This window comes from Lentimicrobiaceae bacterium (genome assembly GCA_020636745.1).
GTDB lineage: Bacteria > Bacteroidota > Bacteroidia > Bacteroidales > Lentimicrobiaceae > Lentimicrobium.
Window position 1 is genome coordinate 227,472 of record JACJXH010000006.1, and the last position, 13,496, is coordinate 240,967.

At 40.3% G+C, this 13,496-nt stretch carries 11 protein-coding genes; 3 read left to right on the forward strand and 8 right to left on the reverse strand.

Features of this window, described 5'->3' with window-relative positions; translation table 11 throughout:
- Nucleotides 1-90: 90 nt before the first annotated feature.
- Entirely contained in the window at nucleotides 91-798 is a 708-nt protein-coding gene (locus tag H6541_10975) for a 3'-5' exonuclease (protein MCB9016308.1), read from the reverse strand.
- A gap of 118 nt (nucleotides 799-916) precedes the next feature.
- On the opposite strand from H6541_10975, the gene H6541_10980 reads away from it, so the two are divergent.
- Both H6541_10980 and mnmD read left to right on the forward strand, forming a co-directional pair.
- Entirely contained in the window at nucleotides 917-2,224 is a 1,308-nt protein-coding gene (locus H6541_10980; protein MCB9016309.1) for a hypothetical protein, read from the forward strand.
- 8 nt (nucleotides 2,225-2,232) lie between these two features.
- A complete protein-coding gene (mnmD, locus tag H6541_10985) occupies nucleotides 2,233-2,907 on the forward strand; it encodes a tRNA (5-methylaminomethyl-2-thiouridine)(34)-methyltransferase MnmD (protein MCB9016310.1) in 675 nt (224 codons plus the stop codon).
- Nucleotides 2,908-2,991: 84 nt separating this feature from the next.
- On the opposite strand, the gene H6541_10990 is transcribed toward mnmD, so the two are convergent.
- From H6541_10990 to H6541_11000, 3 genes are all read right to left on the reverse strand, one after another.
- On the reverse strand, nucleotides 2,992-3,264 hold the full coding sequence (locus H6541_10990; GenBank protein MCB9016311.1) for an acylphosphatase: 273 nt from the start codon (nucleotides 3,262-3,264) through the stop codon (nucleotides 2,992-2,994).
- Nucleotides 3,265-3,272: 8 nt separating this feature from the next.
- Nucleotides 3,273-3,842 (reverse strand): hypothetical protein, encoded by a 570-nt coding sequence (locus tag H6541_10995; protein MCB9016312.1) that lies wholly within the window; start codon nucleotides 3,840-3,842, stop codon nucleotides 3,273-3,275.
- Nucleotides 3,843-3,920: 78 nt separating this feature from the next.
- Nucleotides 3,921-4,667: an NUDIX hydrolase gene (locus H6541_11000; GenBank protein ID MCB9016313.1), complete on the reverse strand. Its 747-nt coding sequence runs from the start codon at nucleotides 4,665-4,667 to the stop codon at nucleotides 3,921-3,923.
- A gap of 569 nt (nucleotides 4,668-5,236) precedes the next feature.
- On the opposite strand from H6541_11000, the gene H6541_11005 reads away from it, so the two are divergent.
- The gene (locus H6541_11005; GenBank protein MCB9016314.1) at nucleotides 5,237-9,115 is read left to right on the forward strand and encodes a PocR ligand-binding domain-containing protein; all 3,879 of its coding nucleotides are present in this window, start codon (nucleotides 5,237-5,239) and stop codon (nucleotides 9,113-9,115) included.
- A gap of 27 nt (nucleotides 9,116-9,142) precedes the next feature.
- Here H6541_11005 and H6541_11010 read toward each other — a convergent pair whose 3' ends face one another.
- The 4 genes from H6541_11010 to H6541_11025 all read right to left on the reverse strand — a co-directional run bounded on the left by H6541_11010 (nucleotide 9,143) and on the right by H6541_11025 (nucleotide 13,473).
- Nucleotides 9,143-9,613, reverse strand: a complete 471-nt coding sequence (locus tag H6541_11010) for a hypothetical protein (protein ID MCB9016315.1) — start codon at nucleotides 9,611-9,613, stop codon at nucleotides 9,143-9,145.
- Nucleotides 9,614-9,687: 74 nt separating this feature from the next.
- Entirely contained in the window at nucleotides 9,688-10,314 is a 627-nt protein-coding gene (locus H6541_11015; GenBank protein MCB9016316.1) for an outer membrane lipoprotein carrier protein LolA, read from the reverse strand.
- Nucleotides 10,315-10,337: 23 nt separating this feature from the next.
- Nucleotides 10,338-12,866: a DNA translocase FtsK 4TM domain-containing protein gene (locus H6541_11020; GenBank protein ID MCB9016317.1), complete on the reverse strand. Its 2,529-nt coding sequence runs from the start codon at nucleotides 12,864-12,866 to the stop codon at nucleotides 10,338-10,340.
- Nucleotides 12,867-13,032: 166 nt separating this feature from the next.
- Complete coding sequence (locus tag H6541_11025; protein ID MCB9016318.1) at nucleotides 13,033-13,473, reverse strand: peptidylprolyl isomerase; 441 nt, start codon at nucleotides 13,471-13,473, stop codon at nucleotides 13,033-13,035.
- Nucleotides 13,474-13,496 lie beyond the last annotated feature (23 nt).

The following is a 13,496-nucleotide window of genomic DNA, read 5'->3' on the forward strand; positions in this document are numbered from 1 at the left end:
AAGTTTTTTTTTATAACAGGCAAAAGTATAAATTCGACGCTGGAATCAAAACTCCGTGTCGGAGAATTAATAATATTTAACAAAAGAATTTCAGGCAATAATGATATTGTGGTCAGAAATTAAAGCCTGACCCTTGTACCTGAGAAAAAGCTGAATGATAGCGATTACATCTTTTTGACAATATTCAACTATTCTTTCAAGGTTGTTTTCTTTCCAGAAAACATGGCCGACCTGACTGCCGTCAATATCATCTTTGGGCGTGGGAATATCAAAAACAGCGGTAAGCAGAGCCAGTGAAGTGTAGTTTTTATAATCGCCGAATTTCCATAGTTCCATTGTGTCAAGATGCTGTACTTCCCATGGTTTACGTCCGGCAGTATCCAGAATAACCGGAATTTTAATACCATTGATAAGCATTCGCCGGGCAATATATGGAAAGTCGAACTCTTTGCCGTTGTGTGCGCAAAGCTGAAATTCGGGTTTGTAGTAACGGGCGTTTAGCAGTCCGGCAAATGCTGAAAGTAATTCTGCCTCATTTTCACTGAAAAATGATTTTATCCGTATTTGTTCCCCGTTAAGATAGCCAACCGATATGCAAATGATTTTTCCGAACTCAGCATAAATTCCTGCTTTTTCATAAACCTCAGCAGGTGTGTCGGTTTCTTTTTGCGCAATTTTGGCAGCTTTATGGTCCCACAGTTTTTTAAATCTGTCAGGCATTTCGTTATATTCAGGATATTGTGATACGGTTTCTATATCCAGAAATAATACATTCTCATTTTTTATCTGCTCCAGCATATATTGATATTTTTTTGATAAAGATATTCCAATCCTGCTGAATCTGCAATTTTTTCATCAGTTCAATTGTTTATTATCTGACATTTGTAACCTTCAAATTCGTTAAATAAGAACATTCATGCCACAAAAAGCTTTGTTTGTTGTCAGATTTTTGTCGCTGATTTTGGTGCCGCTTTTATTTGCACAATGTACCAGGGATGAAAGTTCTGCGGGCGTGTTGCAAGTTAGTATTTTGCAGCCTTCTGCAAATCAGCTTTATAATGAGGCTGATACGATACGTGTGAGTGCTGCAGTTTCGGGTAATCAAAGTATTGATTATGTGCGTATTGCTGTGGTTAATGATAAGTTTGTTTCTGTTTTGCCTGTTCAGAATTTACAAGCTACCGGAAGTTTTTTTGAATTTGAAACAGAGATGGTTGTCGATAATACCAGCCTGGAGAGTGGCCAGTATTATGTTCAGGTCAGGGCTTATGCCGGAACTGAAAGTTTCACAGCTTATGCCGGCATTTATATTTCTGTTGTTGAGAAAACCCTGGAGTCGGTGTTGGCTGTCTGCACTGAACCTGATGGAACGTATGCCGTTTATAATTGGCCTTTAGATGGTACAGCTGAGAAAAAAATCAGTCTTGCCGGCGATTATCTGGGCGCCTCTGTGCAAAGTGCTGCCAATGTATTTTACACTTGCGGAAATTTGACCGGTAATCTTCAGGCCTGGAGGCTTGCCGATAATGCCTCACTCTGGTTTGTTGCTCCTCCTTTCAGTCCTCCTTTTCCGCTTTTTACTGGATTTTATGCTGATGAGGAGGTGTTTGTTGCTTCGCCCGAAGCTTTTATTACCGGTTATAATACGGCTGGTCTTACTATTTTTAAAAGTCAGCTATACAATAATGGATACTTTACTGAAATGACCAGGGTGGATTCCAGATTTTTGGCCGTTTTTGAACCTTTTAATGGCTTGTTTAATACATTGATGGTGTTTAATTATCCCGGCGGAACGCTGTTTCAGCGCGTAGATTTTCAAGGTGATGTAGCCAGGATTTTGACCCAGACTGACGAAAAAGTGCTCATTTTTATCAATTACAGCAATAGCTCTGCCATTTTTGAGTACAATGTTGCCACCAATAGCCTTGTTAAACTAAAAGACCTTAATTTTGGCAAGATTTCAGCTGTTTCCATGTCAGGAACAGAAAATGCCTTTTTGGTTTTTCAGGATGGAGTTTATTGGTATCGACCCGGTAATAATAGTCTGGTGAAATATCTGTCATTTGAGGGCGAAATACATATTACCGACGACTTTCTTACCAATAGTCTTTATGTGGGAAAAGGGAACCAAATTGAAATTTACCGGCTTCCTTCTTCTGTTCCTTCGCAATCGTTCGAACTGCCTGGGAGTATAAGAGATTTGTTTTTGAAGTTTAACAAATAGAAATTGTTGTGCAGCAAATAAGACTTGAAGTTACCGAGGATGGTTCACACACGCTTTTTAGTCCTGAATCAGGCGAGCATTACCATTCAATTCATGGAGCGAAACAGGAGTCTGAACATGTATTTTTGCAAACCGGTTTTGAAATGGCAGCCCGTTTTAATCACCAAATCCGTTTGCTTGAAATAGGCTTTGGCACTGGTCTTAACTGCCTGCTTACGCTCAGGCGGGCATCAGAACTTAAACTTCCGGTTGAGTATCATGGTATAGAGCCATTTCCTGTTGCAATTGAGCTCTGCCAAAATCTTAATTATTGTGATAATCCTGAGTTCTCAATTTTTACTGCGCAATTTCATCACATGCATTCTGTTGCTGCTGGTTTGAAAGTGGCTCTTGGTCAGGATTTTTATTTGCTAAAGATAAATCATGAACTACAGCAAGCTGATTTAGCACCTGATTTTTATAATCTGGTTTATTTCGATGCCTTTTCTCCTGAGTCGGCGCCTGATTTATGGCAGCTTTCTGTTTTTGAAAAGGTTAGAAACAGTATGCAAACAGGTGGAGTACTGGTAACTTATTGTGCAAAAGGGGCTGTCAGACGGTTTATGCAGCAATCGGGTTTTCGGGTTGAACGATTGCCTGGCCCTCCAGGGAAACGTGAAATGCTCAGGGCAACGGCTATTTAGTTTTTGCAGATGGCAGAAAAGATGCGTTTGCTGCTGATCTTGATTGTAAGCAGTTGGTTTAACCGGCGAATTATCAACAGGCAGTTACCTGATGCTGAAAGAATGGTAGTTCATGACAGGTCCTTCGATGACTTTGATGTGACTTACTGCAGCTCTGGCCGGGCCTTGTTTGCACAACTCCTGAAATGTAATTAGCTGCTCATGCGCTCCCTCAGCTTCAATGAAAACAGAGCCGTCAGATTCATTTTTTACAAAACCATATATGCCGCAACTCCGGGCGGCTTTTTGAGTAAAATATCTGAATCCAACTCCTTGTACACGTCCGTACACCCTGATGGTGAGATTTTTTTTATTCATGGATGGTTTTATGCATTCAGGCGTTTGGTCATGAGCTTTTCTATAAACTGAAAGAGCAGGGCAGGGCTCATTGTACGCCAGTTAACAGTGCTCAACTGGCCTCCAGTTGCCAGGTAATAGTCTAGCCTGCCATGCTGAATTTCATCCAGTAAATGGTCTCTGAAGTTAACACAGGCTATCCACCCGTCTTCAATTTCGTCAAACCATTCCTGATAATATGAATCGTCATCAGCATGAAAATTAAGGACATTTTCACCAATCAGAATAAACTTGCTGATGCCTGCATCCATTAGTATTTCAGCAACATTTCGCTTGAGAAACATGATGTCATTGTACAGTAAATCATTCCATTCGCCCAGCAACTCAATGATACAATATCCTTGCCGGTAGTCTGCATAAAGGATTTTCAGGTATAGTGTGGCTGAACCAAACTCGTCCCATAACGGGTGAATGAAGTAATTATAAACGGAATGGATACACTCTGTTTCGCTGTATGATTTTTTATAAAAGGGTGATTTACTGTCGTTTTCGGCGGAATACAGATGTTGCCAGCCATAAAAAGGTTCAATGTTCTGCATAGCCTTGAGCGGGTGTTAATGTAATCCTGGGTATTTATTTTGTAATTTCCTGTATAGCCGGTGCTGTCATTGCCTGCATTAAACGGAAAAATCAAAGGAATTCTTCCTGGTTTTTTCATAAACCTTTTTACTGAATATGAAATACCGGGCAGGCTTGTGCGAAACGCCTTTTTCTTTTTCATTGATGGGCACTACGTAAGGCATATTGGAAACTTTCTTTCTGAAATTTCTCTTATCCAGGGTAGTACCCAAAATAACTTCGTACAGTTTTTGGAGCTGGCTGAGGGTGAATTTTGGAGGAAGGAGCTCGAATCCGATAGGGTTGGAGCGTAACTCAGAGCGCAGCATAATCAGTGCGTCCTGCAAAATTTCCATGTGGTCAAATGCAAGTTCAGTGATATCTGCAACCGGATACCAGCGGGTATTGGCATGCAGCCCGAATTTGTCAATCTTATCCTGGTCAATATTGATGAGAGAATAGTAGGCAACAGTTACCACAACCTCTTCCGGATGACCGATTGAGCGCAGCCACTCCATGTCCCTGGGCTGCCGGCACAATCTGTCAGGGGTTCCTATGGCTGCAAATTGTTTAAGATAGATGTTTTCAAGTCCAGTAAGTTCCTTTAGTACACGTGATGCAGCAGTGTCAAGGTCTTCATCTTTACGAACCAGATCCCCCGGTAGTTTCAGATCGTTATATTCCTTATTGTCCCAGCTGAAATTTCGCTCCAACAGCAAAACATTGAGTTTTCCGAAGTCGAAACCAAAAATTACACAGTCTACCGAAACATGAAAGTTCAGTGTGTTCAGATTATTATCCTTCATGTAACAGGATTATTATTTTTCTCAATTTTGTAATTTATCAGGGCAAGTATTTTTGCTGAAGCAAATATACAATAAAAAGTTTTTTATTGACTTAGTGTATTTCAAATGATAACTTTTAAGCCATAGTTTTGTTGATTATTTTTACTTTCTCATTTGTTTGGAGTTGAGTAAATGAATTTTTATTTCAATTGCATTAATTGTATATTATTGTAAATCAGACGTAAAGCTGTAGGTGTTTGAAAGTAAATATGGGGATAAATAAATGTGTAATTTCCTTGAAGCAGATAAGGCTGATTTTTAATTTATAGTGTATGGGGTACACTTAATAGGGCGTATATTTTATAAGTAAGATGTTAGGTGCATGGTGTTAGCAATTTAATTAATTCTTGAAAGCAGGTTACTTTTATGTTCAATTATCATTAATTTTGGAATCACTAATGATACTATGAAGGCTCCATTTTTAAGGCCAAATAACTTCTTTTATTTTTTTGTTATTTATTACCTTTTAAATTACTGATATTTCTTTTTAAACTTAAAAGCAAATAAGTAAACTATTAAATATTATTAAATTGGAAACAACCATTATCACTGACCGGCAATTAGTGGTCACTTTTTGCAGTGATACCATCCAATCAGAGAAGAAGTTAATAGCAGATCTTGAAGGCCGGCATTTAGGGGAACTTTTATCGAACGAAATTATTCATACCCTTGAGCAGCATGATGCATGGCAGGAAGGGAAAGCATTTGTATTTGAGCAGTCGGGCATAAGTTTAGCTAATGGAAATGCTTATGCCAGGATAGTAGCCTCCTGCAGGTACATTCAGCAGACTGCATGTTATTTTATATCTGTTACTGAAATTTCTGAAGGTAGTCAAGTAGAAGAAAATCAAACTCATAAGGCAAGTAATGCCTTCGAACTGATTGCACAAAGTGCTGTAAGTTTTAATGAGGCCGATGATGCTGACAAGATTTATGATTTATTGCTTTCGCTTATTGATCATATTTTCCCTGAATTTTTGGTGATGATTATCAGCAGGCATGAAAAATCTTCTTATAAAATCCGCAAGTGGAATAAGAAAATTGATTCATATCTGGGTTATCTGACTTCTGTTCTTGGCACAAGTCTTTCCATGATTGAAATTTCTGAAAAGCGTCTGTCAAAAGAAATTAAAGAATCGCTTAAATCAGAAAAACTGGTCAGGATTTCTTCATTTTACGAACTGGCCTCTTCAGTTATTGCCAAAGAACAATGTGTTGAGATTGAAAACGAACTGAAAATAGCTTCTTGTTATAAAATAGGCTTTACACGTTTTTCTACTTATTTCGGTGGTTTATTGATATTTGGTACATCCTGCAACGAATCTATTGATGAGGGAGTGATTGAAGTTTTGGTTCAACAGGCTTCTTCGGCCCTTTTAAGGTTAAATGTTCAGAATGAGTTAAATAGGACACTCTCAAAGTTTCAACAGGTTTTTAATGCAACGAATGAAGCTATTTTTATTGAAGAAATATCTACCGGTCGCATCCTTGATGCCAACCAGCTCACACTTGATTTATACGGATATTCAGATAAGGCACAGCTTCTTGAACAAACAGTTGGTGATTTGAGTGCCAATATTGATGCTTTTACACATGAAGAGGCCCTGGCTCGAATCAGGAAATTAATTTTGGAAGGTCCTCAGGCATTTGAATGGTTGGCTAAGCGTAAGGATGGTTCAGTATTCTGGGCATGGGTATCTCTGAAAAAATTTTCAATTGGTCAGGATCAATATCTATTGGCAGTTGTGCGCGATATCTCTGAAGTAAAGCAATTGAACGATACTCACTTAGAAAGGCAACAGATACTGAGTAAGCGCATTCATGAACTGACCAGGCCGGGAGATGAAACAGGTGATATTTCTTTTACTGATTTGTTTGATATTGCTGAGATACAGAAAATTCAGGATGCATTCAGCGATGCCACCGGGGTGGCTTCCGTAATCACTGATATTCATGGAGTTCCCATAACCCGTCCAAGCAATTTTTGTTATTTGTGCAGCAATATAATCAGAAAAACTGATTCTGGACAAGCTAATTGCCGGCTTTCAGATGCGATTATTGGTCAATACAATAATAAGGGACCCATTGTTCAACCTTGCATGAGTGGAGCATTATGGGATGCCGGTGCCAGTATAGCTGCCGGAGACAGGCATATTGCCAATTGGTTAATAGGGCAAGTGCTTGACGAGGATGCTGACCTGGAAAAACTTTCAGGATATGCTGACGAAATTGGAGTAGACAAGGATGTGTATATGCAGGCGCTCCGAAGAGTAAAGAGAATGCCTCGTGAACAATTTGAAAAAATCGCTGAAAGTCTGTTTCTAATTGCAAACCAATTATCTCAGAGAGCAATACACAATATTCAGCAAGCCAGAGCCCTGGCCGAACAACAAAGAATCGAAAAGGAGAATTCCGAAATACAACGCAAGCTACAAACGCTGCTTGGTAACCTGCCGGGAATGGCATACCGCTGCAAAAACGATCGTGACTGGACTATGGAATTTGTGAGTCAGGGTGCACTTGAGCTTACCGGATATTATCCCGACGAATTGATTCATAATAAAAGAATCTCTTATAATGATTTGATTGTTAAAGATGAGCAGGAAAGGTTATGGGTAAAGTGGCAAAAAATTTTGAATGATAGGCAGATTTTTACAGATGAATATCAAATTGTTACGGCTGATGGAACCTTCAAATGGGTTTGGGAGCAGGGGTGTGGTATTCATAATGAAAAAGGTGAGGTAATTGCCATTGAAGGCCTTATTTTAGATATTACATCTCGCCGGAATGCTGAATTGAAGCTGCGTGAAAGTGAAATGCGCTTCAGGAGGTTGTTTGAAGCTTCGGAGGATGCCAATCTTATTATTGAAAATGGACGCTTTATTGATTGTAACGATGCTGCGCTCAGAATGCTGAAAGCTAAAAGAGAGTTTGTTGTGTCTCAGGAGCCGTTCAGCTTGTCACCTGCATTACAGCCCGATGGCCGCGATTCGAAAAAGAAAGCGCAACAAATGATTGAAGTTGCGCTAAACCAGGGCCATCACCGGTTCGATTGGGTACATTGCAGACCTGATGGCGAAAACTTTTGGGTGGAAGTGGTGCTAACCTTGATTAACATTGAAAAACAGGAGATTTTATATACCACCTGGCGCGATATAACTGAACGTAAATCTGCCGAACAGGCCCTGCAAACAACTAACGAAAAGCTTAGCACGCTGAATGACGAATATATGTGGCTGAACGATCAGTTTGCGGTTCAGAATGATGAATTGCTCGAAGCAAAGGAGAGAGCTGAAGAGGCCGATCGGTTAAAATCAGCCTTTCTGGCCAATATGAGCCATGAAATCAGAACTCCGATGAATGGGATTCTTGGCTTTGCCGAATTGTTGCAAACGCCCGGTCTCCCACAAAATGATATGGAGAACTTTGTAGGCATCATTAATTCCTGCTCTGCCCAACTCCTCGCTCTGATTGATGATATTATTGATATTTCAAAAATTGAAGCCGGTCAGATAAAGATTAAAAAGGGAAAAGTTGGCCTTAGAAAGCTGTTTGATGAGATTTATCAGATTGCCATGACAAATCCGGCCCGAAAGGTTCAGTTACTGGTGCCTCCCAAAGATGAAATTCAGGATCTTTACTTTTTAGGTGACGAAATCAGACTTCGTCAGATTATGCTTAATCTTATTAATAATGCTTTTAAATTTACAAAAGAAGGATATGTAAGTTTAAATTACGAAGTGTCGAATGGACGCATTCATTTTAATGTAAAGGACACTGGTATAGGCATTGCACCGGAAAATCATGATTTAATTTTTGAACGTTTTGGACAGATAAATTCACATTTTGCCCGTGAATATAGCGGTACCGGGCTTGGTTTAGCTATCTCCAAAGCCTTGGTTGAGCAAATGGATGGAAATATTATGGTTCATTCAGCACTGGGCGAGGGGGCCGAATTTAGTTTTTATTTACCATTTGTTAAGGAACACAACGATTCATTAAGTGTTGAGATTGAATCGGATGTTGACGGCAAATCCTATCAATGGCAAGAAAAGTCAGTGTTGATTGCCGAAGATGAAGATGCAAATTTTACCTTGCTCAGGTTGATGTTGAAAGGTACCGGGTGCAAGATAGAGCGGGCAGTTAATGGAGCTGAAGCTGTTGAAAAGGCCCTGGAGAAAAAGTTTGATTTGATTTTAATGGATATTAAGATGCCGGTTATGAATGGGTTGGATGCTACCCGACACATTAAGGCACATTTTCCTGGTTTGCCTGTGATAGCGCAGACAGCTTATGCGTTATCTGAAGATCGCTACAAAGCACTTGAGGCTGGCTGTGATTTTTATGTTTCAAAACCTATCAGCAGAAAGACTCTGCTTGGTACAATTTCCAGATTTTTATTGGATTAAAATATTATTTCAGGAGGTTGTACTATTTTAAAATCTGAACCAGGGTCGCTCAACTCCCATCATGCCCGTTGGTATCACCAACAGGATAAAAATTATGGCAATGGATGTCCAGATAAGCGCTGTCCGGTGCTTTTGCCTGTCATCAGTTCGTTTTTTCAACAATATACTTCCTGTTTGCGCCAGCGCAATGGCAATTACATTTACCAGCGTATGTTCAACAGCCCAGAAGCGCAGTGTACTGTCTTTCATGGCTGCTCCGAAATCGCGCAAAGCCATGGCTGTAAACGGGCTTAAAAAGAAATACTGCAGCAGTCCGATTAGCAATTGAGTATGCAGACTGATGATAAAAACCAGCATAAGTTTCCGCTGCGCATCAGAATAGGATTTGCGGTTGGTTAAACCCGAGATGGCAAAGATTATTACCAAAATTCCGGCCAGTAAAATAAGCCAGCGATTCCATGAATGCAAAAACAGCGAAATATGATAGAGGGTGTCCATGTTTAAAGTTTCCCCAATAAACTCATAATTCGCTGTTTTGTTTCCTTCTGAAAGGAAAATAGCTGCAGCTGTTATTATCTCATATCCACCGTTTCAACGCCGGGATGCTCTGCTGCTTTAAAAACAAAGGTGTTGTCGTTAAACGGAAGATCAGTCTCAAACTTATTTACGCTGTATGTATATACACTCCCGTTTTTGTCAAAAATTGAGATACTGCTTACCATTTTTTTTGCTCTTTCAATGGTAATTTTTACTTTGTTGAAGTTCTTTTTCTTGATGGGTGTTAATTCAATAATCTGTTGTTTGGCAGTTTCCTGCAGTAACTTGGCTTTGTAATTCTCATTATAGGTCGAAAGCAAATTGGTTGGAGTGAAACTGTCGTCATCTTTGCTCACATTGTTTATTTGCACTTCATTGGCATCTTTAACAAAAGTCCAGGCCGTTTTACCATCACTGATAACATCCTGGCCTGAGAAAGACAATTTGTATTTGTCGCCTTTGGAAATGAGAACACCTTTGTATGTGTCATTTATTTTCTGGGCTTTGTTTTCCATATTGTAAGCAAATTCAATACGGATTGTTTTATAGGTTTTGGTCTTGGCCGAAACTTCATCTAAAATAGTGCGGGCTTTTTTGTCCGACTGTGCCATTGAAGAAAAAGCAAAAATGAGGGCAAAAGTTGAAAAGATGATTTTTTTCATTTGGTTTTATTTAATTCCTGTGATTAATAATCGTTGTTTCTGTCTTCTGGTCTGAGGTCTCTCAAAAACTGTTCCAAAGCTATCTCATTGGCAACTTTTACTTCGCGGGCCTTACTTCCTTCGAAGGGGCCAACAATGCCTGCAGCTTCCAGCTGATCAATGATACGTCCTGCCCGGTTGTATCCAAGCTTGAGCTTGCGCTGAAGCAATGAAGTGCTTCCCTGTTGGGTTGCTACGATGATACGGGCTGCATCTTCAAACAGCTCATCGCGCATCGATGGGTCAAATTCTGTTTCTTTAGCGTCTTGTTCATCCGCAAATTCAGGTAAGTGATAGGCATCAGGATATGCTCTTTGAGAACCGATAAATTCAGTGATGCGTTCAACCTCATGGGTGTCGACAAAAGCACACTGTAACCTGATGAGATCGCTGCCGGTTGACAGCAACATGTCACCGCGGCCTACCAGTTGATCAGCTCCACCGGTATCGAGAATGGTGCGTGAATCAATTTTTGAAATTACCCTGAAGGCAATTCGGGCAGGGAAATTGGCCTTAATGGTGCCCGTGATAATATTAACAGAGGGGCGTTGAGTGGCAATTACCAGATGTATGCCAATTGCTCTGGCCAGCTGGGCCAAACGCGTAAGTGGCGCTTCAATTTCTTTCCCGGCAGTCATAATCAGGTCGGCAAACTCATCTATCACCACAATTACATATGGCAGATATCGATGGCCATGCAGTGGATTTAGTTTGCGCGAAATAAAACGGGCATTGTATTCTTTGATATTTCTCACCTGGGCATCTTTCAGCAAATCGTACCGGTTGTCCATCTCGATGTTCAGTGAGTTAAGCGTTCTGACTACCTTGCGGGTGTCAGTAATGATGGCTTCTTCTGAGTCGGGTAATTTGGCCAGAAAATGCCTTTCTATTTTCGAAAAAAGTGTAAGTTCAACTTTTTTCGGGTCAATCATTACAAATTTTACCTGCGATGGGTGCTTGCGGTAAAGGATAGAAGCAATAATGGCATTTAAACCCACTGATTTTCCCTGGCCTGTAGCTCCTGCCATCAGAATATGGGGAAGTTTGGTGAGGTCGGCTATATATGGCTCATTCTGAATGGTTTTGCCCATTGCAAAAGGCAATTCATATTTGGTGCTCAGGAATTTTTCAGACCCCATAATGGATTTCATAGCCACTATTTCGGGCTTGAGGTTGGGAACTTCTATTCCAATGGTTCCTTTACCAGGAATAGGCGCTATAATTCTGATTCCCATCGCAGCCAGGCTCAGCGCTATGTCATCTTCAAGATTTTTGATTTTTGAAATCCTGACTCCCGGAGCCGGAATAATCTCATACAAGGTAACCGTAGGCCCTATGGTGGCTTTAATCTTGTCAATCTGAATATTATAATTGGCAAGGGTTTCAACAATGCGGTTTTTATTGGCTTCCAACTCCTCCTTCTGAACACTTATCGTATTGGAGTTAGTTCCATAGTCGTCAAGAAGTTCAAGTGTTGGATATTGATAATGAGGAAGTTCAAGTGTTGGATCAAATTCGGTGTCGATGGTAAAATGTAATGGCCCTGTTTCGTTGGCCACTACTTCTTCCGTTTTTTCAGGTGCCGGTGCTTCAATCGTGAGTTCAATTTCTTCAGCAGGTGCTTCGGGCTCAGGCGTATTGGTAACAGTAAAAAAGTCGTCTTCTGCAGGCTTTTTCTTTTGATTTGTCTTTGGCAGATCGTTGGTCAGTGTTTCATCATGAGCAACCGAAAATTCAATGGTGTTGTATTTGTCTTCTGTATTTGCACCATAGGTTGTTTTTGCGTGGTGTTTGCGCACTACAGAAGCATCTTTATTGGTGAGTTGCCCGTCTTCGTCTGCAGTTTCATCCATTTCTTCAGGCCTTTTGGGCAGTTCCAGTGGCATATTGAAAGCAAAAACCAGAATGGCTATAAGTGTAAAAAACAGTACTATGGCTGTGCCGGTTTTTCCTAAGAGGCCTTCGAGCCAGATTGAGCTTTGGTATCCGGTTACACCGCCTAATACTGCATACATTGAGTTTTGAAGAAGAAATCCTAAAGCCACCGGGAGCCAAAGAATCCCCAGTAATGAGTTGCGAAAGGTTTTCCAAACAGGTAAAACCGAAATATCGAGCGACATTTTTATTCCGGTTACCAGAAAAATCAGAATAATCAGGAAAGATGCAATTCCAAAACCTTTTTTTATCAAGAGAATAGAAAGCGCCGCACCAAGCCTTCCAGCCCAATTGTTGGCCTCAATGTCGGTATCAAATAGTATTCTGTTAAACGAAAAGGATGAGAAAAGATCGTCATATCCCCATTTAAAGTAAAGAAAGAGGTATGATGAGAATGCAAAAAGCAGATAAACCGCAAGTAAAATCAGAAACACGCCGGTAATTTTCCGGGCACGGCCATCGGAGAGCCACAAAGGCAGCCCAAAGGATTTGTTTTTTCCTTTTTTGCTCTTTTTCGGCGATTCGTCAAATTCGTCTTTAAGCGTATTTTTCTTTAAAGAATTTCCCTTTGCGGCCATGTGCGGGCTTATTTTATTACAATCTGTGCAAATTTACAAAAACCGGATGATTCTTTATTAAACAGTATCTTATTGGTATTGCTTTAGTAAAGCAATAACTGTTTTAACAAAGTATCATCCGGCAATCAATACAGTTCAGTGTTTTCCTGAACAGGAAAAACAGTTATTAATTTTCTTCAGTAATGACAATTTTTTCAATCTCATCACCTGCACGAATCAGGTCAATTACTTCCAGCCCTTCATAAACTTTGCCAAAACAGGTATGATTGCGATCGAGATGGCTGGTGTTAAGTCTGCTGTGGCAGATAAAGAACTGCGAACCGCCAGTGTTACGGCCGGCGTGAGCCATTGAAAGTACTCCACGATCGTGAAACTGATTGTTGCCGTCAAGTTCACATTTAATGCTATAGCCCGGTCCGCCTGCACCTGTTCCGTCAGGACATCCTCCCTGGATAACAAAGTCAGGTATAACCCTGTGAAAATTTAGTCCGTCGTAAAAGCCGCTTTTGGCCAGTTTTACAAAATTGGCCACTGTATTGGGTGCATCTTCTTCAAAGAATTTTACTTTCATCACACCTTTAACAGTGTGTATTTCTGCTTTGTACATATAAATTTGTTTTTTGGTTTAAC

Bases quoted from the DNA above. Each gene is read 5' to 3' on its own strand.
- H6541_10975 (MCB9016308.1), bottom strand. From the start codon at position 798: ATGCTGGAGCAGATAAAAAATGAGAATGTATTATTTCTGGATATAGAA.
- H6541_10980 (MCB9016309.1), top strand. From the start codon at position 917: ATGCCACAAAAAGCTTTGTTTGTTGTCAGATTTTTGTCGCTGATTTTG.
- H6541_10990 (MCB9016311.1), bottom strand. From the start codon at position 3,264: ATGAATAAAAAAAATCTCACCATCAGGGTGTACGGACGTGTACAAGGA.
- H6541_10995 (MCB9016312.1), bottom strand. From the start codon at position 3,842: ATGCAGAACATTGAACCTTTTTATGGCTGGCAACATCTGTATTCCGCC.
- H6541_11000 (MCB9016313.1), bottom strand. From the start codon at position 4,667: ATGAAGGATAATAATCTGAACACACTGAACTTTCATGTTTCGGTAGAC.
- H6541_11010 (MCB9016315.1), bottom strand. From the start codon at position 9,613: ATGGACACCCTCTATCATATTTCGCTGTTTTTGCATTCATGGAATCGC.
- H6541_11015 (MCB9016316.1), bottom strand. From the start codon at position 10,314: ATGAAAAAAATCATCTTTTCAACTTTTGCCCTCATTTTTGCTTTTTCT.
- H6541_11020 (MCB9016317.1), bottom strand. From the start codon at position 12,866: ATGGCCGCAAAGGGAAATTCTTTAAAGAAAAATACGCTTAAAGACGAA.
- H6541_11025 (MCB9016318.1), bottom strand. From the start codon at position 13,473: ATGTACAAAGCAGAAATACACACTGTTAAAGGTGTGATGAAAGTAAAA.